Below are 21753 nucleotides of genomic sequence, written 5' to 3'. Positions count from 1 at the left end.
AGCCCCCACTATTTATGTAATTTTGATTGTTTTATGTACAGCTGGACGCTGCTACCAATTGCCGCGCAGATTAGCAGTTTCCGCAAAAGTAGAACAGTAACGGCCCGCCCTACATAAGGAAGGAAAAGTGTTCCCGGTGGGGGAAGAGCCCGAACTGCCCGCCGGTGTGTACGAAAACCAGGTTTTCACAGTCGCGGTAGCGGCCCCTGCGCAGCTCCTGCAGCAGGCCGTGGAAGGCCTTGCCGGTATACACCGGGTCCAGCAGCAGGCCCTCTTCCGCCGCCGCGTCCGCGATCGTTCGGTAGACAGGCTCGTCGGCCACAGCGTAACCGGGACCGATATAGTCCGCATTGACGCTCACATCGAGCAGTTTCTCATCGATCCGATTGCCACTCCGTTGGCTCCAGTCCCGCACATCCTCGCGCACCTTGCGCTGGAAATACTCGGCGCTGTCGCAGACCGCATAGCCGGTAACCCGGGCGCGGGAGCCCTGTAACTGGCACCCCAGCGTCAGGCCCGCCTGGGTGCCGCCGCTGCCGCTGGCACAGACGATATGCTCCGGATCGAAACCCGCTTTCCGGCAATCGTCCATCAGTTCAGCGGCGCCGGCGATATAGCCCCAGATGCCCAGTCCATCACTGGCACCGGTGGGTATGCAGAGCGCCCTGTGGCCGCGCTGGTCATAAAAATCCTTCCAGTGTTCGAACAACTGCGGCAATTCGGCAAAATACTGGCGGACGGGATAACAGGCGGTGGAGGCACCCGCCAGTTCGTCCACCAACAGGTTGCCGTCCACCGGACCGGCGACTTCGCCGCGCAGGATCAGCTGCACTCGAAAGCCCAGCCTGGCACCCACCAGCGCGGTGGTGCGGCAGTGGTTGGATTGGATCCCGCCGCAGGTGATCAGCGTATCGCAGCCGCGCTCCCGCGCTTCGCCGGCAATGAACTCCAGTTTGCGCAGCTTGTTGCCAGACATGGCGGATTCAGTCAGGTCGTCGCGCTTTACCCAGAGGCGCGGCCCACCGAATGGCGTGGAGAATTTTTCCGTAATGCGGTCCAGCGGCTGCAGGGGGGTCGGCAGGTTCGCGAGGCGGACTCGCGGTGGGAAGGTGAGCTCCATGGTCTGTTTTCGCTCTGTTGCATGGGCGCGAATCAAAAAACCCGGCCTGTGCCGGGTTTTCGCAATAGATCAAAGCCGCCGCTCAGACCTTCTTGATGGTGCCCTTGGGCAGAATCGCGTGCACTGCGACCTTCTGGAATTTGAGCGACATGTTGTCCGCCACTTCCAGTACGATGTAATCGTCGTCGACTTTCTCTACACGACCGAGCATGCCGCTGGTCATTACCACTTCATCGCCCTTTTTCAGTGACGACACCAGCTCCTGATGCTCCTTCTGGCGTTTGCGTTGCGGGCGGATGATGAAAAACCACATAAACGCAAACAGGCCGGCGAACATCAGCAGAGTGATCAGCGGGTTACTTTGCGGCGCCGGTGCCGCTTCCTGTGCCACAGCTGCGGGAATAAAAAAGCTCATGCAAATCCTCAAGGAGTCAGCTTGTTAAAAATTGCCGACAACTCTAACGGGTTTGCACTGCCGAGGCAATGTGGCGCGGGCCGGATCACAGGGACCGACCCCCACCGACTGTTTCTCAGAAGCGCTGGCGCACCTGGCGGCGATAGCCGGTGGGCGACATCCCCGTCCAGCGCTTGAAGGCACTGGTGAAGCTGGTTCTGTCAGAGAAATCCAGGATCCGGGAAATACCGTCCACACTGAGCGCCGTGTCCTTCAGAAAATGGACCGCGTGGCGGAAGCGCACGTGGTCGCGCAGCGAGGCGAAGCTCAGGCTGTGCTCCTGCAGCCGGCGCTGGAGTGTGCGGGTGGACATGCTGAGGTCAGACGACACCGGACGGATGGCCAGGGAGGCCTTGCCGATACGCTGTTCCAGTACGTCAATTACCCGCGCGGCAATACCAAAACTGGTGGCTTCCGGCGGCGCCAGAAGCTGGTCCAGAATATTGGGATCACCGGAAACCCTGGCCTGCTGAAGAGGTTTGTCTTCTGTAAGCGAGGTTTGATCTGGCTGAATATGGTTCATCGAGCTGCTCCTTTAAGTTCCGTGAGCCGCAGTTATTGTTCTATGCCCGCTTCCTGCGGTACCCCTTTGCCTCAACCTGCCCCAAATACTGCTTACGAGAGCGGGCTACTACCCGGGTGCGGGGATGCACCTGAAACAGGCACCGAATCTATCACAGAGCTGTACAAAATTTAAACTGTCTGCTCCGGCAACTTCCCTATCTAATCCAACTCCGGTACCGGCGCACCTTTCCTTCACAGGTTGCAGTATAGACCAAGAAAGCAGAATGCAAGGGGCGACAGCCATTTTTTTTTGAAGCTGTCACAAAAGACTGTTGAATACCTGCTCGCCCCATTTGCGTACAATTATTGATCGCCCGTCGACTGGGCAGTAGGAGTGGGCTCAAGCCGACCCGGGATCGGGGGGATCCCGGAGGCGGGGAGCTTGGAACTCAGGTGAGGTGTTCGTCGATCCAGTTCAGCACATCGTCGTGGTGCGTCTTGGTCTTCACCTTGTCGATGATATGGCGCAGGCGGCCGCTTTTGTCGATGATGAAGGTGGTGCGCTTGAGGCCCATGTACTCCCGGCCCATAAACTTCTTCAGGCCCCAGCAGCCGTATTTGTCGGCGATCTTGTGCTCTTCGTCGGCGAGCAGGTCGAAGTTCAGCTCGTGCTTGTCGATGAACTTCTGCAGCTTGGCCTCGGGGTCCGGGCTCACGCCCAGCACCACCGTATCCCGCGCGGCGAAATCCTCCGCGCTGTCGCGGATACCGCAGGCCTGGGTGGTACAGCCCGGGGTCAGGGCCTTGGGGTAGAAGTAGAGCACTACATTGCTCTTGTCGCGGAAGTCCTTCAGCGCAACCTTCTCCCCGCTCTGGTTGCGCAGGGTGAAGGCCGGCGCCAGATTGCCGATCTTGGGAAATGCCATAAATACCCCCGTAGAGTTGGTACGAAAAACTGGCCGGGGATTATAGCGAAAAGTGGATGAGGCTGTGGCCGGGATCAGAATTCCTGCACCCGGTAGCCCTGCTCCTTGCGGGCACAGATACCGCACTGACCGAGCTTGCGCACCAGGTCCGCGCGCTCGGCATCAGTCAGGAAGCCCCCTACTTCCAGGCAGCCCTCCGGCCCGCTGAAGCTGACGGAGGCCGGTTCGGTGGCGCTACCACCCATGCGTACCAGCACATCGAGACTGTCGCGGACAAACTCCCGGTGGTAGACACTCTGCTGGCGGTGGCCCCGGCAGCAGTCCAATACCACCCGCTCGCCGTTGACCCGGATCACTTCCCGCCGGGTGCTCTCCATATAGACATAACCGAAGAGAATACCCAGCAGCAGCAGTTCGAGGCCGGCAAACGGCAGTATCATCCAGGCCCCGGCCATCGCAAACGCCAGGCTGATTCCCAGGGAGACCGCCACCAGGGAGATGAACACCCAGAGATTGCCCGAGAAGGACAGGGATTGGTTGGGTTGCAGCAGGATGCAGGCGCTGCGGGAGGAGGTGCGGCCGACTTCGGTGACCATAACATCTAGTCCGGATACTGCCTGATTTCAGTGTAGCAGTCCGGTCATTAAAAGCCGCACCGGAGCGCAATGCCAGTCGGTGAAGCCGGGATGTTGAGGCGAAGGCCCTGATGCCGGGTGCCCCCTTGCGAGACTGTCTGCGAGAGGGACCTCGCAGACAAGCCTACAGGGATGTATATACGGCGTGTCTCGCAAGGGGGCACCCGGTAGCAGGGCCGTCCCGGTGCCAACCAAAGCCCCGGTGACTTCACCATCAAAACATCGCTCAACTTAACTGACTGGTATCAGCACCAGTACGGCTTTTTCAATCGTGCGGTTCGACCGTTACGGCAGCAGGTGCGCTACCGCGTCGCGCTCTTCCGCCAGCTCCTGCTCGGTGGCAGTCATCTTCTTGCGGGAGAAGTCATTGATGTCGACACCCTGGACAATTTCCCAGTCGCCATTCTTGCAGGTGCACGGGAAGGAGTAGATCAGGCCTTCCTGGATACCGTAGGAGCCATCGCTGTAGACGCCCATGCTCGTCCAGTCGCCCTCGGCGGTGCCCAGGGCCCAGTCGCGCATATGGTCGATGGCGGCGTTGGCGGCGGAGGCGGCAGAAGAGGCGCCGCGGGCCTTGATGATGGCCGCTCCGCGCTGCTGCACGGTGGGGATGAAGTCGCTCTCGTACCACTCCTGGTCCACCTTCTCGATCGCGGACTCACCGGCGACCTTGGCCTGGTGCAAATCCGGGTACTGGGTGGAGGAATGGTTGCCCCAGATGGTCAGGTGGGTAATGTCATTGACGCTGGATTCGGTCTTGTTCGCCAGCTGCGACAGCGCTCGGTTGTGGTCCAGGCGGGTCATGGCGGTGAAGTTGCGCGGGTCCAGGTCCGGCGCATTGCGCTGTGCAATCAGAGAGTTGGTGTTGGCCGGGTTGCCCACCACCAGCACTTTCACATCGCGGGAGGCGACGTCGTTCAGGGCCTTGCCCTGGGCGGAGAAGATGGCGGCGTTGGCTTCCAGCAGGTCCTTGCGCTCCATGCCCGGACCGCGCGGGCGGGCGCCTACCAGCAGCGCGTAGTCGGCATCCTTGAAGGCGACATTGGCGTCGTCGGACTGGACAATACCGGCGAGCAGCGGGAAGGCACAGTCTTCCAGCTCCATGGCCACGCCCTTCAGGGCTTCCAGGGCCGGGGTGATTTCCAGCAGCTGCAGGATAACCGGTTGATCTTTACCCAACATTTCGCCGGAGGCGATACGGAACAGCAGCGAATAGCTGATCTGACCGGCGGCGCCGGTAACAGCAACACGAACAGGTGCTTTCACGATAGTTCTCCCTCGTTTGTAAGCGGGCCGCATTATAGAGATTTGCGGGGAAATTTCACCTGGGAGCGCCGAGCCCCAGCTCGGCAAGCGGGCCGCAGGCCCGCTCATTCGACTGCAGGCAGGCTCCTACAGGCGGGATTCAACTGGTGGCGGCGGTGGTTTCGCGATAGCGGCTCTGCAGGGCGCTGTAGAGCTGCTCACTGTAATCGTCGGCGCCGGTATCCAGGTCGGCGGCGATCTCGGCCAGGTGTTCGTTGTCCTCCCTGCCCTGCCAGTTTTTTACGTAACTACCGTCTTTGTAGCCGTTATCCTGGCGGAAGCGGTTGAGCACATTCTTGCCCACATAGCGCCGGTAAAGCTCGTCGAATGCCATCTCGACATCCGCCAGCAACTGCGCAAACCCGGCCAAGTCGAACTGCTTGCTGGCCAGGGTATTGAGGGTGAATTTTTCCAGGTTTTCGCGGAAGTCGCCGGCAGCACACTGCCCTGCTTTCAGTTCCGCCTGCATCTGTTTTGCCACTTGCTCCGGTACGCCCCGCTGCAGTTCGAGGCTGAGCCCGAAATGCCAGATATCCACCAGCTCCAGCTTGACCTGGTCCAACTCCGGCTGCTGTTTCTTCCACCATTTCCAGCCGTAATGTTCGAGCAGCTCGGCACTCTCGACCCAGATGGCGCGGTACCAAGGGAAATTCTGTGCGCGCCAGTCGTCGTTGACCAGCGTATTGATCTGATCCTGCAGCGCGAGCATGGTCTGCAGTTGTGTTTGCATTGCCTGGGACATTTTGGGGAGGGATTCCAAGGTTAAGGGGAATTCCAAGGTTAAAGGGATTCCGAAATTAAAGGGGGATTCCGTCAAGCAAACAGGAATGCCGCCGATAAAGCGGCAATCCCGAAACCGGGCTCAGGCAGCCCGGGGGAATAATCGGTAAAAGTTTTCGCTGGTGATTTCGGCCAGTTTCTCGTACGGAATACCGCGCAGCTCGGCGACGAACTCCGCCACTTCGCGCACATAGGCGGGGATATTGGGCTTGCCGCGATACGGCACCGGCGCCAGGTAGGGAGAATCCGTCTCCACCAGCAGTCGCTCCAGCGGTATCTTGCGCGCCACTTCCCGCAGCTCTTCGGCCTTTTTGAAAGTGACGATACCGGACAGGGAAATGTAGTAGTTCTGGTCCATCGCCGCCTTGGCCATCTCCCAGCTTTCGGTGAAGCAGTGCAGAACGCCGGCGTGCTCCGGATCGCCGTGTTCGCGAATCAGCTCGATGGTGTCCTCGCGGGCATCGCGGGTATGGATGATCACCGGCAGCTCCGCGCGGCCGGCAGCCTGCAGATGGGCGGCGAAACTCTGCCGCTGGATATCCTTGGTTTCCGTGCTGTAGTAGTAGTCCAGCCCGGTCTCACCCAGGGCCACGACCTTGGGTTTCTGCGACAGTTCGAGCAGCTTGTCGGCATCGGCGAGCCCGGATTCCACATCCAGCGGATGGACGCCAACCGAACAGACGATATCGTCGTTCTGCTGCGCGATGTCCACCACACTGTCGACATTGTCCAGGCTGATACCCACGCACAGGAACTGGCTGACGCCGCGGCTGCGGGCCAGGTCGAGTACCTCGTTCAGGCCCCCGTCGAACTTGTCGAGTTTGAGGCGATCGAGATGGCAGTGGCTGTCTACAAGCATGAATCAACTATAGCGTGTGCGTCGGCCGGCTGGATTCCAGCGAACCGGCGAGGAATGTTTCGATCTTGTTCTGGGCGACATTGTCCTTGTCGCTGAACTGGACACCGATACCCGGCGTGCGGTTGCCCTGGGCACCGGCGGGGGTGATCCAGATCACCTTGCCGGCCACGGGCAGTTTTTCGGGCTCGTCCATCAGGCTCAACAGCAGGAACACCTCGTCCCCCAGATCGTAGGACTTGTCGGTGCTGATAAACAGCCCGCCGTGTTTCACGAACGGCATATAGGCCGCGTAGAGTACGGATTTATCCTGAATCTTCAATGAAAGGATGCCGTTGCGGGCACCGCCCCCCATGGCTTTCATAGCCGGACCTCGTTGTTATCGAATGACCGTAAGTTATCTGAGCGTACCGGTTGTGTCCAGAATCGCGGGACCCGGCACCCTACCGGTACAGCTTCGCCCAGCGAATGAGCAATTCCTCGACCAGCAGGCGCTTGTTGGGGTTGGAGCCGCCCAGCAGCGCCCGGCGCGCCTGCTGCAACTGGTCGCTGAAGCCGAACAGCGGGCGCAGGCTGTCGCTGCCACTGCCCGGCAGCCGCTGCAGCAAGGCCATGATCTCTTCGTCCGCGGTCAGGTCGCAACTGCGCGCACGCAGCATCTGCGCAATCCAGTGTTGCCAGAACTGTAGTAACCGGCTCAGTTCCACCGCTTCGCCGGGCGTCTCCCAGCGGCCGGCCAGGGCCACGGCGCCGGTGCTGCCCTGCGCCAGGGCGGTGAGATCCGCCAGGAACTGGTCCCGCAGCTCCCGCGATTCCGGCTCCGCGAGCCGGGCCGCCAGCAGTGGCGCGCCCCCCGCCACGGCCAGGGCGCGGCGGGCGGCGCAGTCGTCCAGACCGCCCTCATGCAGCCAGCGCAGCGCCGGCTCCTCCGCGGGCGCCGGGAAGGCCACCGACTGGCAGCGGCTGCGGATGGTGGGCAGCAATCCCGAGGGCGAATCGGTGATCAGCAGGAAAATCACCGATGCCGACGGCTCCTCGAGGTTCTTCAGCAGCGCGTTGGCCGCGTTGATATTCATGGCCTCCGCCGGCGCCAGCCACACCACCCGAGCCCCTTCGCGGCCGCTGGTACGGTCGACAAAGCCCCCCAGGCGGCGAATCTGCTCCACCTTGAGCGGGCCGCCGGGCTTTTCCGGTTCCACCCGCAGGAAATCCGGGTGCGATCCCGCCTGCCACAGCCGGCAGCCGCGGCAGCTGCCACAGGCCAGGCCGTCGCGCGGCTGGTCGCAGAGCGAGAGCGCGGCGAAAGCCTCGGCAAAGCGGCGCTTGCCCAGCCCCCCCTGGCCGCTGAACAGCAGCGCGTGCGGACAGCGCCCGGCGCGCCACTGGGCGCCGAGGCGCTGCCACGGCTCCGCCTGCCACGGCAGTGGCGAGGGGATGGCGGGGGAATCGGTCGGTTCGGGTTGCATAAATTCCGCTGTCAATTAGCAAAAATAAAACCGCAGGGGGCACCGTGCCGTACCGGGAAGGCCGGAGAAGACTCCAACTCCGCGGTGCGCACGGCGCACCCTACTCCGGATCGCGGGCCCTGGATATCTGCTTTTCGAGCTCGCTGCCCAGCCGCCGCTGCACTTCTTCCAGCGGCCGGCCCGCATCGATCACCGCATAGCGTTCCGGTGCGCTCCCGGCCCGCTGGAGGTAGGCGGCGCGGACGCGCTGGAAAAATGCCAATTGTTCGCTCTCGAAACGATCGGCGGCGCCGGTGCTGGCGGCGCGCTGCAAGCCCGCATCCGGATCCAGGTCCAGCAGCAACACCCGGTCGGGGCGCAGGTCGCCCTGCACCGTCTGCTCCAGTTGCGCGATCAGGGCCCGGTCCAGCTCGCGGCCGCCGCCCTGGTAGGCGTAGGTGGCGTCGGTGAAACGGTCGCAGATGACCCACTCGCCGCGGGCCAGCGCCGGCTCTATCACCCGCGCCAGGTGCTGGGCGCGGGCGGCGAAGATCATCAGCAGCTCCGCCGTCGGGTCCACCGCCTCCTCGCGCTTCCTCAGCAGCAGTTCCCGCAGTTCCTCCGCCAGCGGTGTGCCGCCCGGCTCGCGGGTCTGTACATAGGGAATGCCGCGGGCCTCCAGCCAGTCGGTGACGAAACGGAGATTGGTGGATTTGCCCACGCCCTCGCCACCTTCGAGGGCGATAAATCGGCCGCGTTGCAGCGTCATTCGCCCCCCTGATCCGAGGGGCTGGAGCGGTAGTCGGCGCGGCGTTTCAACTGGTATTCGCGCACCGCGCGGTTGTGTTCCGCCAGGGTGGAGGAGAAATGGTGGGAGCCGTCGCCCTTGCCGACAAAATAGAGACTGTCGCCGGGCTCGGGATTCAGGGCCGCGTGAATCGCCTCGCGGCCGGGCAGCGCGATGGGGGTCGGCGGCAGGCCGTCGATCACGTAGGTGTTGTAGGGGGTCGACTGGCGCAGGTGGGCGCGGGTCAGATTGCCATCGTAGTCGTCTCCCAGGCCGTAGATCACGGTCGGGTCCGTCTGCAGGCGCATTCCCCGGTCGAGGCGGCGCACGAAGACGCCGGCGATCTCGCTGCGCTCGGACGGCTGGCCGGTTTCCTTCTCGATCAGTGAGGCCATGATCAGCGCCTCGTAGGGGGAGCTGTAGGGGACATTGTCGCCGCGCTTCTGCCACTCCCGTTCCAGCACTCGCTCCATGCGCTCTCGGGCCTGGCGCAGCACCTCGATATCGGTGGCGCCGGAGCGGTAGATGTAGGTGTCGGGGAATATCCAGCCCTCGGGGCTCTCGCCCTCGAAGCCCAGCGCGCGGGCGGCGCTGTCGGGGCTGGAACCGGCCTCGGACTGCACGATATTGCGGCCGGCCCGGACCTGGGCCAGCGCCTGGCGGAAGGTCCAGCCCTCCACCAGGGTGACGCGGTAGCGGGTGACGTCGCCGCGGTTCAGGCGCGATACCAGATCCATGGCATTGCTGCCCTTCGGCAACAGGTATTCCCCTGCGTGAATACCGGTCTCACCCTGCCAGTAGGCATAGGCGAGCACCAGGCGCGGCCACTTGAGTACGCCGCGTTCCTCCAGGTCTTGCAGTGCACTGGACAGGTTGCCGCCGCTGGCCACCTCGAATCGCAGGCCCTCGTCCTGCACCGCCAGCGGCTGCACCAGTGCTTTCTGCACGGCCCACAGGGTCGCGCCGGTGGCGATCAGCAGCAGGAAAACGGCTGCCGGCAGATAGCGCCACAGGGATTTTCCGGTTTTCGCCTGTTTTCGATTCTGTCGTTTTGTCACTACCACAACTCTTCTGCTATCAGCCGCTGCAGGCGGCGCGTCTCTTCTCCGGGTGTCCAGTCCCTGTGATCGATCAGTTCCCGCACCGGCAGGACGCCGCGAACACTGTTACACAGGGCGAGCTCCTCCGCACCGAGCAGCCGTTCCAGCGGGATATCCACCTCCTCCAGCGGGATGCGCCGGCCCAGCCAGTCGCGCATCACGCCGCGCACGCCGCAGCGGTCCAGCAGCGGCGTCAGCCAACGACCGTCGAGCCTCACCAGCAGGTTGCAGCGCAGGCTCTCGATCGCCCTGTCCTCGCTGTCCCGCATCAGTCCGTCGTCGGCATCCGCGGGCAACTCTTCTCCGGCGCGATTATATCGCGCCCGCTGCAGGAATTTGCAGCCCGGGTTGGCAGATTTGCCTACCGGCAGCCGCTCGTCACAGGGAAAGAGCCTGACTCCCCGCTGCAGGCCGGGCGCCTGTCCCAGCTCCGCCAGAGTAAGATCCCAGTAGCGCCGCCCGGCCAGCCGGCCGATACGCAGCCTCGCCCTGGCGGCCCCCGGCGGGCAGGTGACGACAAACCGCTGCAACGGCTGCTCTATCGCGTCCAGTTCGCCGGCGGTAAGTACACCGCTGCGCGCCAGGCGCGCCCGGTGCAGCGGCCACAGGGGAATGGCGCCATTCTGGCAGCGCATGGTTTCCAGCAGGCCATCGTCGATACTGGGGTCCGGCGGCAGCGCTTCGGTCGCTACGCCATCCTGCAGGTAGAGCGGGAGCTTTGACATGAGTCCCCGGAGTGAGAAATGGCGCCCACCCCGGAAGGTGGGCGCCGAATCGGCCGGTCAGGCGCGCCGGAAGATCAGCGAGCCGTTGGTGCCACCGAACCCGAAAGAGTTGGACAGCACGGCGTCGATATCCATCCTCTGCGCCTCTTGCGGCACCAGGTTGATATCGTCACAGCCCTCCTCCGGGTTGTCCAGGTTGATGGTGGGCGGCGCCACCTGGTCGCGGATCGCCTGCACCGAGAAGATCGCCTCGATGGCACCGGCGGCGCCCAGCAGGTGCCCGGTCATGGACTTGGTGGAGCTGACCGCGAGCTTTTCGGCCGCGGCGCCGAACACCGAGCGCACCGCCTCGATCTCGGCCTTGTCCCCCAGCGGCGTGGAGGTGCCGTGGGCGTTGATGTACTGGATACCGTCGGCGGCCAGGCCGGCATCCCCGAGTGCGTTCTGCATCGACAGGCCGGCGCCCGCACCGTCTTCCGGCGGTGAGGTCATATGGTGGGCATCGCCGCTCATACCGAAACCGGTCAGCTCGGCGTAGATCTTTGCCCCGCGCGCCTTCGCGCGCTCGTACTCTTCCAGCACCAACACACCGGCGCCCTCGCCCAGGACGAAGCCGTCGCGATCCGTATCCCAGGGGCGGCTGGCCGCCTGCGGATCGTCGTTGCGGGTAGACAGTGCGCGGGCCGCGCAGAAGCCGCCCAGTCCCACCGGCGTGGTCACCATTTCGGCACCGCCGCAGACCATCACATCGGCGTCGCCGTACTGGATGGTGCGCAGGCCCAGGCCGATGGCGTGGGTACCGGTGGTACAGGCCGTGGTGGTGGAAAGGTTGGGTCCTTTCATGCCGTACTTGATCGACAGGTTGCCGGCGACCATATTGATGATGGCGCCCGGCACGAAGAACGGGGACACGCGACGCGGACCCTTTTCCGCGATCAACATGGCGTTGTTCTCAATCGCCTGGATACCACCCATACCAGAACCGATGCAGGCACCGATCCGCGAAGCGTCTTCGTCGCTCACTTCCAGGTCGCTGTCCTGCATGGCCTGAATGCCGGCCACCATGCCGTACTGCAGAAACATATCCATTTTCCGCGCTTCCTTTGCCGGCATATAGGGCGACGGATCGAAATCCTTCACCGTAGCCGCAAAGCGCGTGGAAAACGCCGAAACATCGAACGTTTCGATCGGCGCAACACCGCTGGTGCCGGCGAGCACGGCGGTCCAGTTTTCGTCCAGGGTGCTGCCCAGCGGGCCCACCATGCCCATTCCGGTAACGACAACTCTTCTACGCGACACTCGTGTTCCCCCGAAATTCAATTCTGCACCAGCGACCACAACACCTGATGTCTCACTTTGTTTCGACGAAGTGACAGGAAGCGGTCACATCCACTGGGTGCCAATAAAAGGAGAGCCGTACTATGGGACATAGAACGGCTCTCGCGATACTTTCATATTCGCTCGCGGCTGCGGGTGCAGACGGCTACCCGTAACCTGAACTACTCAGCGTGGCTCAGCCAAGGTTTTCCTTGATGTAGTCGATGGCCAGCTGAACAGTGGTAATTTTCTCGGCTTCCTCGTCGGGAATTTCGGTCTCGAATTCCTCTTCCAGAGCCATCACCAACTCAACTGTGTCGAGGGAGTCAGCGCCCAGATCTTCAACAAATGAGGCTTCAGGCTTTACCTCTTCTTCCTTTACGCCCAGCTGTTCAGCAACGATCTTTTTAACGCGCTCTTCAATGCTGCTCATGATTCAATTCAACTCCTAGTGGATAAAAATCTGTTGTAGTCGTTGTTGTTTTACACCGCTTAAGTTGCGGAGATAACGACCGGCTCACACAGCTTCTGGTTAATGCGAGGCGGCATTGTACCCCAACTTTTTCGGGATGTAATGCACAGCCTTTCACAGCCATTAGCTTCCATAAAAATTCTTTAATAATCAGCAAATTATGGTCATTTTTTGAGGAAAATCCTCAAGCCATATACATGCCGCCATTCACGTGAATTGTCTCCCCGGTGACGTAACCGCCGGCGTCACTGGCCAAAAATGCAACAACCGAGGCAATCTCTTCCGGCGCGCCCAGGCGGCCCAGCGGGATCTTCCCCATCAGTGCCTCGCGCTGCTCTTCAGGCAGTACCTTGGTCATATCGGTGTCGATAAAACCCGGCGCCACGGTATTGACGGTAATGCCCCGGGAGCCGACCTCGGCGGCGAGGGAGCGCGCAAAACCGGCCACCCCCGCCTTGGTTGCCGCGTAATTGCTCTGGCCCGCATTGCCCATGCTGCCGACCACGGAGCTGATATTGACGATGCGGCCCCAGCGCGCCTTGGCCATATCCCGCAGGCAGGCCTTCGACACGCGATAGACGGCGGACAGGTTGGTCTCGATGACCGACGCCCACTCCTCTTCCTTCATGCGCATCAGCAGGTTGTCCTTGGTGATGCCGGCGTTGTTGACCAGGATGGTCGGCGCACCGAATTCACTTTTTACGGATTCCAGCAGTGCCTCCAGGCTGTCGGCGCTGGTCACGTCCAGCACCTTGCCGGCCCCGGCGATACCCTTCTCGTCGAAGCGCGCCGCGATCTTCTCCGCACCCGACTCGCTGGTGGCGGTGCCGATCACCGTTGCCCCCTGGGCGCCCAGGGTGTCGGCAATGGCCGCGCCGATACCGCGGCTGGCACCGGTGACCAGGGCCACCTTGTCTTGCAGGGATGTTGTCAGTGTCATTATTGCTCCTGAATCGATTCGCTGAGGACGCGATGCCTTCTTATTTGCTCAAGCGTCGGAGTTCGAAGCGGCACAAGCCGGGGCGGGGGTACGCCGCCCCGGCTCCCGGAATTGAACTCCGAAACTCGGGTTATTGCTTACCCGGCAGTGGCCAGCAGCGCTTCGTTGAACTTTTCTGGTGTATCGATATTGTGGCTGCCGAGCTTGCGGTCAATGCGCTTCGCCAGGCCGGACAGCACCTTGCCCGGACCGCATTCCAGCAGCGTCTCTGCGCCGTCGGCGGCCATCGACTGAACGCAGGCAGTCCAGCGCACCGGGCTGTAGATCTGCTCGATCATCAGTTTCTTGATCGATTCGGGCTCCGACTCCGGTTTCGCGTGCACATTGTGCACAACCTGAATTTCCGGCGCGTGAAACACGGTGGACTCGATCTGCGGCGCCAGCTGTTCCGCCGCCGGGCGCATCAGCTCGGTATGGAAGGGCGCGCTCACGGGCAGCGGCATGGCGCGCTTGGCACCGGCCGCCTTGCAGCCCTCGATGGCGCGCTCGACCGCCGCCTTGCTGCCGGCAATCACCACCTGGCCGGGGGAGTTGTAATTCACCGCGGCGACGACTTCGTCCCCGGCGGCCTCGGCACAGACCTTCTCCACCGCGGCGTCGTCGAGGCCGATCACTGCGGCCATGGCACCCTCGCCCGCCGGCACCGCCTCCTGCATCAGGCGACCGCGCTCGCGCACCAGGCGCACGGCATCGGTGAATACCAGGGAGCCGGCGCACACCAGCGCCGACCACTCCCCCAGGCTGTGCCCGGCCATGCGCACCGGGCGGGCGCCGCCTTTCGCGCACCAGGCGCGGTAGAGCGCCACGCTGGCGGTCAGCAGCAGTGGCTGGGTGCGTTCGGTAAGATTGATATCGGCCTGCTCGCCGTGCTGGCACAGGTCCCAGAGATCATAGCCGAGGACGTCGGACGCCTCGCTGAACGTGGAGGGAATCTCGGGGAATTCGGCCGCGGCGTCCGCCAGCATACCGATCTGCTGGGAGCCCTGGCCGGGAAAGACGAATGCGAGGTTTGCATTGGTCATGGAACATCCTTAAACCTGGTTGGCAAACTGGGTCAGGGCTCGACCTGCACCCGCGCCATGGCGCGGGCCAGGCGGGTGGCCAGATCGGCTTCGGCACACTCCTTGGCGGTAATCATCGCCCGGTAGAATGCTTCGCTGCTGGCGCCGCCGTGACTCTTGATCACGTTGCCCTGCACCCCTAAAAAGCTGGCGCCATTATAGCGGGCGGGTTCTACCTGTGTACGCCATTTTCGCAACAGTTTTATGGCCATCTGGCCAAAAAGGCGCCTGAAAGGCCCTTTCTGCTCGATAGTAAACGCCTTTTGACCCATCAGTCGAATAACACCCTCGGCGGATTTCATGGCCACATTGCCCATCAGGCCGTCGCAGACCACCACATCCACCACGCCGGTGAAAATATCGTGCCCCTCGACAAAACCCGCGTAGTCGATATCGGATGCAGCCTCCAGCAGCTCGGCCGCGCGGCGGATTTCCTCGGTACCCTTGTGCGCCTCGGCGCCGATATTGAGCAGCGCCACCCGCAGATCCCGCCTGCCGGTGTGCACCCGCTGGGCCTCGAGCCCCATACGCGCAAACTGCAGCAGATCCTCGGCGCTGCAACCGATATTGGCCCCCAGGTCCAGCAGGAAGCAGGAACCTCGTTCGGAGGGCAGGGATTTTCCCAGCGCCGGTCGGCGCACACCCTCGGCCGTTCCGAGAATACTGCGGCTGAGTGCCAATAGCGCACCGGTATTGCCCGGAGTCACCATCGCCTCTGCCTCCCCCGCAGCGACAGCCGAAAGAGCCCGGGCCATGGAGGAATCGCGCTTGCGACGCAGCGCCTGGGCGGGATTGCAGCTCTGGGTGACAACCTGTTCGCAGGAGGCAATCTGCAGGCGCTCGCCGACATGCCGGTATCGCCGCTCCCGATCGATCAGGTTCTGGAGTGAGTCGCGGGGGCCGAAGAGCTTCAGCTCCGCCTGGGGAAAGCGCTGGAGGAATCTGGCGCAGGCCGGAACGACAGAGCGGGGACCTAAGTCCCCGCCCATCGCATCCACGGCCAATCGCAATTGGCTGGACAAGATTTACTCTTCTTCGGCGCCGCCGACTTCGATCACCTTGCGACCGCGGTAGAAACCGTCTTTGGTCACGTGGTGGCGAAGATGCTTCTCGCCGGTGGTCGGATCGACGGAAAGACTCGCACCAGCACCCAGCGCATCGTGGGAACGACGCATACCGCGACGGGAACGGGTCTTTTTGTTTTTCTGAACAGCCATGGCTTGCTCCTAAAATCAACAGATTACACTGGAACCGGGGCGCCTACCGGCGAGCCCAAACTCATCGACCAACCCCGCAATCAGGACTTGTCCGATGAACCCTTCAACTGTTCCAGCACTTTAAAGGGGTTTTCACGCTGCTCATCCTCCCCCCCGGACTCTCCGCCGAAGTGGAATCTGTCCCGCGGGACACACTCCTCATCGTGGTAGGCCACCATGGGCAGGTTGAGCAAAATTTCGTCTTCCAATACCTGATACAGATCCAGCTCATCGCCGTTCTGCATCACCGGGTCGAGATCCCTGGGCAGGGCCTTGCCCTGCTCTTCGGACCACACTATCCCCCAGCGGAATTCCGCCTCGACATCCTTCGGTACCGGCTGCAGGCAGCGCTGGCACTCCAGATGCACGCTGAAACCCAGCTTGCCACTGGCGGCCAGGTAACCGCCGAGATCCCGGGCAAACTCGAGTTCGGCGCGGATATCCCCGTCGACCGACTCCACCGCCGCGCTCAACCGCTCCAGCTCGGCAGCCGGCAGCATGCCGACCAGCCGCTGCTCGCGCAGTACCAGCTTGCGTGCATCCACGCTCCTAGGAAGCGCTGTTGTAGAGGGGGGTGTCGACATAAGCGCGCAATTCTATGGACAAGCCCCACCCTTGTCAAAACAATTCAGCCGGCCCAAGATCGCTCTTCCGCCCGATTCGAGACAAGCCGCCAATGGACCCACAGACATGCACCGCTCCCTGATTCTAGCCTCCAGCTCCCCCTACCGGAGAGCGCAGCTCGAACAGCTGCGACTGCCGTTCGAATGTGTATCGCCCCATATAAATGAAGAAGCACTGGCGGGCGAAAGCCCCGCCGACCTGGCCCGGCGGCTGGCGGCGGAAAAGGCCCGCGCCGTCGCCACCACCCGCCCGGAGGCACTGATTATCGGCTCCGACCAGGTCGCCGAGTGCGGCGGGCACACCCTGGGCAAACCCGGCAGCCGGGAGCGGGCCTTCGAACAGCTCAAATCCTGCAGTGGCCGGCGCGTGACCTTCCATACCGGCATCAGCCTGCTGGACAGCGGCACAGACAGGCAGCGCACCGAGGTGGAAGTATTCACTGTCCATTTCCGCCAACTGAGCGACGCACAGATCGAGCGCTATATCGAACTGGACAAGCCGCTGGATTGCGCAGGTTCGTTCAAAGTGGAAGGCCTGGGAATATCTCTATTCGAAAAGATGGAAGGATCAGACTTCAATTCCCTGATTGGCCTCCCATTGATTCGACTGGTTGACCTGCTGCGGGAATCCGGCGTCGACCCTCTATGTGTGATTTCCCGGCCCGATGGGAACTAAGACAGCAGCGGCGGCCACTGCAGCAACTCCGGAAAGCGATCGATGACGGCCCGCGGCTTGAACGCCGACAGCCGCTCCGGATGATGGACACCGTAACTGACGCCGACCGAGGCCATACCTGCGGACGCCGCCATCTCCAGGTCGTAGACGGTATCCCCGACCATCACCGCCTCCTCCAGCGGCGTGCCGGTTTCATGCAGCAGCTCCCGCAACATCAGCGGGTTGGGCTTGGAGGCGGTCTCGTCGGCGCAGCGGCTGGCCACAAACAGGTCGCCCAGCCCCTGCTCCTCGAACTCCCGGTTCAGGCCGCGCCGGCTCTTGCCGGTGGCCACCGCCAACCGGTGATCGGCGCCCAGCAGTCGATCCAGCGTCTCCAGCACCCCGTCGAACAGCGGCAGCGGCTCGCTGCGGGCCGCCAGCCACTCCTCGGAATAGCACTCCCGCAACTGCCGGCGCTGCTCGCCGGAAGCCTCGGGAAACAACTCCGCTATCGCCTCCGGCAGGCCCAGGCCGATAATATTGCCCACTACCTCCGGCGCCAGCACCGGCAACCCGGCCCGCTCCGCCGCCCGCAGCATGCAGGAGACGATGCGCGCCTCGGAATTACAGACGGTGCCGTCCCAGTCGAGAATTACCAGCATTTGTTACAACCCCTTCTCTACTCAAGTTTCGGAGTTCGTAGTACCCGCGGGCGGCACCAGCTGGAGCGGGGTGCGCCTTTCTGGGACTGTCTGCGAGAGGGACCTCGCAGACAAGCCTACAGGGACGTATACACGGCGTGTCCCAGAAAGGCGCACCCCGCTCCAGCTCCTGAACTGAACCTCGAAGCTTGAGCTCTCTACCTCTCACGCAGTGCGGACAGCACCGACTCCAGCTCCGCCGACAGCGGCGCCCTCACATCGACTTTCCCACCATCTGGCAGGGTGCAGCGCACCCGCTGCGAATGCAGAAACAGTCGTTTCAGCCCCACTCCGCGGAACTCGCGGTTCACCACGTCCCCGGTGTATTTGACGTCGCCCGCCAACGGACAGCCGACAAACTGCGCGTGCACCCGTATCTGGTGGGTGCGGCCGGTCACCGGTTCCGCGGCGACCAGTGTCGCGCCGCGGAACCGCTCCATCACCCGAAAGCGGGTCTCGGACGCTTTGCCGGACGGGTCCACCGACACCATGCGCTCGCCGCTTTTCAGGGTGTTTTTGCGCAGCGGCGCCTCCACCAGCTTGCGACCGCGCGGCCACTTGCCCACCGCCAGGGCCAGGTACGATTTGCCCACCCGGCCGGCGCGCAGCTCATCCTGGATATGGCGCAGCACCGCACGCTTGCGGGCCACCATGATGGCACCGCTGGTATCCCGATCCAGCCGGTGCACCAGCTCCATAAAGCGGCTCTGCGGATACATCTGTCGCAGCACCTCGATCAGGCCCAGACGTACGCCGCTACCGCCGTGCACCGCCAGGCCCGCGGGCTTGTCGATCACCAGCAGGCCGTTTTCATCGTAAAGTATGGAAGCTTCCAGCAGCTTGCGCAGGGATTCACCCGCCATCGGCGCCGGTGCCTGCTCCGCCACCCGGATAGGCGGCACCCGCACCCGGTCGCCGGCACGAAGCTTGTACTCGGCCTTCACCCTTCCTTTGTTAACCCGCACCTCGCCCTTGCGCAGGATGCGGTAGACGCGCGAGCGCGGCACGCCTTTCAGGCGCGCCTGCAGGAAGTTGTCGATACGCTGGCCGGCCAGCTCTTCGGGCACCGTAAGGAACTGCACGCCGCCGTTGGGGTTCCAGGAGTCGGTGGGGGCCGACCCACGGGTCGGGCCGGAGGGGGGTGAACTTCGCATGGCGCGCATGATACCGCCGCAACGGCCCCAATTGAAGCGCCCTGCCGCCCGTGCTATATTCGGCCGGCCTGAATTGGGCTGGTTTTCGGCCACGGGCGGCTCCCGATGCGGAGTGACAGCCGCGGTTCCAGAGAAAATACCGCCAATCGGCCAGTGCGCGCCTCTTCAATAGACAGGATGGCCGCGTCATTGACAAAACTTCGCCGACCAGGTCTGCCCCCAGCGAGAAGAATCGCGGGCGCCTCGCCGGCTCAAGGCCCCGCCGAAAGCGGGTATTTATCGCGAAGGTAAGACGGGCTGAAGCCCGCAGCGCTTGAAAGGAAGACTCAGACACTTGCGTCCGCTCTGTAGCGAGCCAGCGACCGCACTGGCAATCCGGGCAGCGAACTAGAAGCGCATCCGGCAAAACGTACAGAACCGAAGGGGATCGGCCAAAAGCCACCCAGACAGAGCCAGACAAAAGACGTAAACCTCGCCGCCCACGTTATTACCAAAGGCGGTGCCCGGACCGGGCGCGGCATCCGCGTCAGAGAAGCCGGACAGCACCCGAAAGACGGTGCTGGAGGTACCAACGGGTGTGGGCCACAGGCACACACCCGGAGTTTCAGCAGAGTGACAAACGGGCAGAAATCACCCCGCAGTGCCGCAGACCGCGACTGTCGGTGGTGTTCCACCCGATCCATTCCTGCTTCGCCGCGCGGCTGTGTCCGCTCGGCGCCCTACAGCGCCTGCGAACTTCAGTGTCCTGCCTTTGCGCAACGCAAGGATAAAAGACACGCATGAAGAGAATGCTAATCAATGCAACTCAACCCGAAGAGTTGCGCGTAGCCCTGGTCGACGGCCAGTGGCTCTACGACCTCGACATCGAAAACCGCACCCGCCAGCAGAAGAAAGCCAATATCTACAAGGGCAAAATCACCCGCGTAGAACCTTCTCTCGAAGCCGCTTTCGTCGACTACGGCGAGGAGCGCCACGGCTTCCTGCCCCTGAAAGAAATCTCCCGCGAGTATTTCAACAAGCAGCCGAAGGACATCGAGGGCCGCATCAAGATCAAGGATGTGGTCAAGGAAGGCATGGAAGTCATTGTCCAGGTGGACAAGGAAGAACGGGGCAATAAAGGCGCTGCGCTGACCACCTTTATCAGCCTCGCCGGCCGCTACCTGGTATTGATGCCGAACAACCCCCGTGCCGGCGGCATCTCGCGACGCATTGAAGGCGACGACCGTTCCAGCCTGCGCGATGCCCTGTCCGAAGTGGAAGTGCCCTCCGGCATGGGCATTATCGTGCGCACCGCCGGCGTCGGCCGCAGCGGCGAGGAGCTGCAGTGGGACCTGAACTACCTGCTGCAACTCTGGGATGCCATCAAGACAGAAGCCGACGACTCCCGGGCGCCCCACTTCCTGTTCCAGGAGAGCAACGTCATCATCCGCGCCATTCGCGACTATATGCGCGACGATATAGGCGAAGTCATCGTCGACGACAAGGGCGCCTACCAACTGGCCGCCGAATTCGCGCGCCAGGTGATGCCCCACCACGTCAACAAGGTGAAGTATTACGAAGACGCGATTCCGCTCTTCAACCGCTACCAGATCGAGAGCCAGATCGAGACCGCCTTCGAACGCGACGTAAAGCTGCCCTCCGGCGGCTCCATCGTGATCGACGTCACCGAGGCCCTGATCTCCATCGATATCAACTCCTCCCGCGCCACCAAGGGCGGCGATATCGAAGAGACGGCCCGCGCCATCAACCTGGAAGCGGCCGACGAGATCGCCCGCCAGTTGCGCCTGCGCGATATGGGCGGCCTGGTGGTGATCGACTTCATCGACATGCAGAACAAGTCCAACCAGCGCGAAGTGGAAAAGCGCATGGACAAGGCCCTGGGCATGGATCGCGCCCGCGTGCAGATCGGTCGCATCTCCCGCTTCGGCCTGCTGGAGATGTCGCGCCAGCGGCTGCGCCCGTCCCTGGGCGAAACCACCTTCCGCGTCTGCCCGCGCTGCAGCGGCCAGGGCACCATCCGCGGCACCAAATCCCTGGCGCTGTCCATCCTGCGCCTGGTGGAAGAGGAGGCCAAGAAAGAGCGCAGCGCCGAGATCCGCGCCATCTGCCCGGTCAATGTTGCCACCTATTTGCTGAATGAAAAGCGCAAGACCATCTCCCAGATCGAATCCCGCAACAGTACCCGCGTGGTAGTGGTGCCGAATGCCGACATGGAGACGCCGCACTTCGAAGTGCAGCGCCTGCGCGACGATGACTCCGCCACCCTGGAAACCTCCTACAAGATTTCCGGCACCGTCGAGGAAGTCGCGGACAGGGATGAAGAGCCCGTGCGCACGCCGGCACAGCCCGCCGTACAGCAGATACAACACACGGCCCCGGCGCCCACGCCGGCGGAAAAGCCGCAGCCCGGCCTTTTCTCCCGCCTCGCCAGCTCCATCGCCGCCCTCTTCAGCAGCGAAGAGGACGAGAGCAAGAACAAAAAACACAAGAAGACCAAGGGCCGCGGCAAGAACTACCAGAAGCGCAGCCGCAACAACCAGCGCGGCAATCGCGGCGGCCGCAGCCGCCCACCGCGCCGCCGGGACGACAGCGACAGGCGCACAGCCAAGCGCGACGACAAGCGTGAAGAAAAACGCGAGGAAACACGGGATAGCAAGCGCGCTGCCGCCAAGCGTGATGAAACCCGCGATTCCGGTTCCGAGCGTCCGCAACGCCGCAGGCGCCGCCGTCGCGGCGGCGAGGGAAGACGCCGTCGCGAAGAGGGCCAGCCCCAGGCCGCAACCCGGGAGAGCAAGGCCGAATCGAAGCCCGAAGCCGCCGAACAGCAACCTGCCGGCGAGCCCGCAGAGCAGCGCCCGGCCCGCCGCCCGAGCAACG

At 63.0% G+C, this 21753-nt stretch carries 24 protein-coding genes; 2 read left to right on the top strand and 22 right to left on the bottom strand.

Annotated features, from left to right (window positions below):
• Positions 1–109 precede the first annotated feature (109 nt).
• The 20 genes from OQE62_RS11430 to OQE62_RS11335 all read right to left on the bottom strand — a co-directional run bounded on the left by OQE62_RS11430 (position 110) and on the right by OQE62_RS11335 (position 16288).
• Positions 110–1120: a D-cysteine desulfhydrase family protein gene (locus OQE62_RS11430; protein ID WP_265722170.1), complete on the bottom strand. Its 1011-nt coding sequence runs from the start codon at positions 1118–1120 to the stop codon at positions 110–112.
• A gap of 82 nt (positions 1121–1202) precedes the next feature.
• Positions 1203–1535: a preprotein translocase subunit YajC gene (yajC, locus tag OQE62_RS11425; protein WP_265722169.1), complete on the bottom strand. Its 333-nt coding sequence runs from the start codon at positions 1533–1535 to the stop codon at positions 1203–1205.
• Positions 1536–1650: 115 nt separating this feature from the next.
• Complete coding sequence (locus tag OQE62_RS11420) at positions 1651–2097, bottom strand: helix-turn-helix domain-containing protein (RefSeq protein ID WP_265722168.1); 447 nt, start codon at positions 2095–2097, stop codon at positions 1651–1653.
• Between the two features lie 430 nt (positions 2098–2527).
• On the bottom strand, positions 2528–3004 hold the full coding sequence (gene bcp / locus OQE62_RS11415) for a thioredoxin-dependent thiol peroxidase (protein ID WP_265722167.1): 477 nt from the start codon (positions 3002–3004) through the stop codon (positions 2528–2530).
• A 74-nt stretch (positions 3005–3078) separates the two neighbouring features.
• A complete protein-coding gene (locus OQE62_RS11410; protein WP_265722166.1) occupies positions 3079–3600 on the bottom strand; it encodes a DUF2244 domain-containing protein in 522 nt (173 codons plus the stop codon).
• Positions 3601–3924: 324 nt separating this feature from the next.
• Entirely contained in the window at positions 3925–4905 is a 981-nt protein-coding gene (locus OQE62_RS11405; protein WP_265722165.1) for a malate dehydrogenase, read from the bottom strand.
• Between the two features lie 139 nt (positions 4906–5044).
• On the bottom strand, positions 5045–5686 hold the full coding sequence (locus OQE62_RS11400) for a dUTP diphosphatase (RefSeq protein WP_265722164.1): 642 nt from the start codon (positions 5684–5686) through the stop codon (positions 5045–5047).
• A 120-nt stretch (positions 5687–5806) separates the two neighbouring features.
• Complete coding sequence (locus OQE62_RS11395; protein ID WP_265722163.1) at positions 5807–6583, bottom strand: TatD family hydrolase; 777 nt, start codon at positions 6581–6583, stop codon at positions 5807–5809.
• A 7-nt stretch (positions 6584–6590) separates the two neighbouring features.
• On the bottom strand, positions 6591–6944 hold the full coding sequence (locus OQE62_RS11390; RefSeq protein WP_265722162.1) for a PilZ domain-containing protein: 354 nt from the start codon (positions 6942–6944) through the stop codon (positions 6591–6593).
• Positions 6945–7023: 79 nt separating this feature from the next.
• Positions 7024–8046, bottom strand: coding sequence for a DNA polymerase III subunit delta' (locus tag OQE62_RS11385; protein WP_265722161.1), 1023 nt, complete (start codon positions 8044–8046; stop codon positions 7024–7026).
• A gap of 100 nt (positions 8047–8146) precedes the next feature.
• Positions 8147–8794 (bottom strand): dTMP kinase, encoded by a 648-nt coding sequence (gene tmk / locus OQE62_RS11380; RefSeq protein WP_265722160.1) that lies wholly within the window; start codon positions 8792–8794, stop codon positions 8147–8149.
• Positions 8791–9870, bottom strand: coding sequence for an endolytic transglycosylase MltG (gene mltG / locus OQE62_RS11375; protein WP_265722159.1), 1080 nt, complete (start codon positions 9868–9870; stop codon positions 8791–8793). The genes tmk and mltG overlap by 4 nt, the downstream gene beginning before the upstream one ends.
• Complete coding sequence (locus OQE62_RS11370) at positions 9870–10637, bottom strand: aminotransferase class IV (RefSeq protein WP_265722158.1); 768 nt, start codon at positions 10635–10637, stop codon at positions 9870–9872. Before OQE62_RS11370 ends, mltG begins: the two co-directional genes overlap by 1 nt.
• A gap of 57 nt (positions 10638–10694) precedes the next feature.
• Complete coding sequence (gene fabF / locus OQE62_RS11365; RefSeq protein ID WP_265722157.1) at positions 10695–11936, bottom strand: beta-ketoacyl-ACP synthase II; 1242 nt, start codon at positions 11934–11936, stop codon at positions 10695–10697.
• Positions 11937–12150: 214 nt separating this feature from the next.
• Entirely contained in the window at positions 12151–12387 is a 237-nt protein-coding gene (gene acpP / locus OQE62_RS11360; RefSeq protein WP_265722156.1) for an acyl carrier protein, read from the bottom strand.
• A 223-nt stretch (positions 12388–12610) separates the two neighbouring features.
• A complete protein-coding gene (fabG, locus tag OQE62_RS11355) occupies positions 12611–13366 on the bottom strand; it encodes a 3-oxoacyl-ACP reductase FabG (RefSeq protein WP_265722155.1) in 756 nt (251 codons plus the stop codon).
• A gap of 137 nt (positions 13367–13503) precedes the next feature.
• Positions 13504–14448, bottom strand: a complete 945-nt coding sequence (fabD, locus tag OQE62_RS11350) for an ACP S-malonyltransferase (protein ID WP_265722154.1) — start codon at positions 14446–14448, stop codon at positions 13504–13506.
• 32 nt (positions 14449–14480) lie between these two features.
• The gene (gene plsX, locus OQE62_RS11345; RefSeq protein ID WP_265722153.1) at positions 14481–15509 is read right to left on the bottom strand and encodes a phosphate acyltransferase PlsX; all 1029 of its coding nucleotides are present in this window, start codon (positions 15507–15509) and stop codon (positions 14481–14483) included.
• 3 nt (positions 15510–15512) lie between these two features.
• Complete coding sequence (rpmF, locus tag OQE62_RS11340; RefSeq protein WP_265722152.1) at positions 15513–15704, bottom strand: 50S ribosomal protein L32; 192 nt, start codon at positions 15702–15704, stop codon at positions 15513–15515.
• Between the two features lie 80 nt (positions 15705–15784).
• Entirely contained in the window at positions 15785–16288 is a 504-nt protein-coding gene (locus tag OQE62_RS11335; RefSeq protein WP_265722151.1) for a YceD family protein, read from the bottom strand.
• Positions 16289–16433: 145 nt separating this feature from the next.
• On the opposite strand from OQE62_RS11335, the gene OQE62_RS11330 reads away from it, so the two are divergent.
• Positions 16434–17042: a Maf family protein gene (locus tag OQE62_RS11330; protein ID WP_265722150.1), complete on the top strand. Its 609-nt coding sequence runs from the start codon at positions 16434–16436 to the stop codon at positions 17040–17042.
• Here the strand turns inward: OQE62_RS11330 and OQE62_RS11325 are convergent.
• Both OQE62_RS11325 and rluC read right to left on the bottom strand, forming a co-directional pair.
• A complete protein-coding gene (locus tag OQE62_RS11325; RefSeq protein ID WP_265722149.1) occupies positions 17039–17683 on the bottom strand; it encodes an HAD-IA family hydrolase in 645 nt (214 codons plus the stop codon). The two genes, OQE62_RS11330 and OQE62_RS11325, sit on opposite strands and share 4 nt — an antisense overlap.
• A 197-nt stretch (positions 17684–17880) precedes the next feature.
• On the bottom strand, positions 17881–18876 hold the full coding sequence (rluC, locus tag OQE62_RS11320) for a 23S rRNA pseudouridine(955/2504/2580) synthase RluC (RefSeq protein ID WP_265722148.1): 996 nt from the start codon (positions 18874–18876) through the stop codon (positions 17881–17883).
• A 779-nt stretch (positions 18877–19655) separates the two neighbouring features.
• Here rluC and rne point away from each other — a divergent pair.
• On the top strand, positions 19656–21753 hold a 2098-nt coding region (rne, locus tag OQE62_RS11315), incomplete at its 3' end, for a ribonuclease E (protein WP_265722147.1).

Source organism: Microbulbifer halophilus (genome assembly GCF_026183675.1).
GTDB lineage: Bacteria > Pseudomonadota > Gammaproteobacteria > Pseudomonadales > Cellvibrionaceae > Microbulbifer > Microbulbifer halophilus.
Note: the sequence above shows the minus strand (reverse complement) of the source record. Positions and strands in the feature narration are given on the sequence as shown.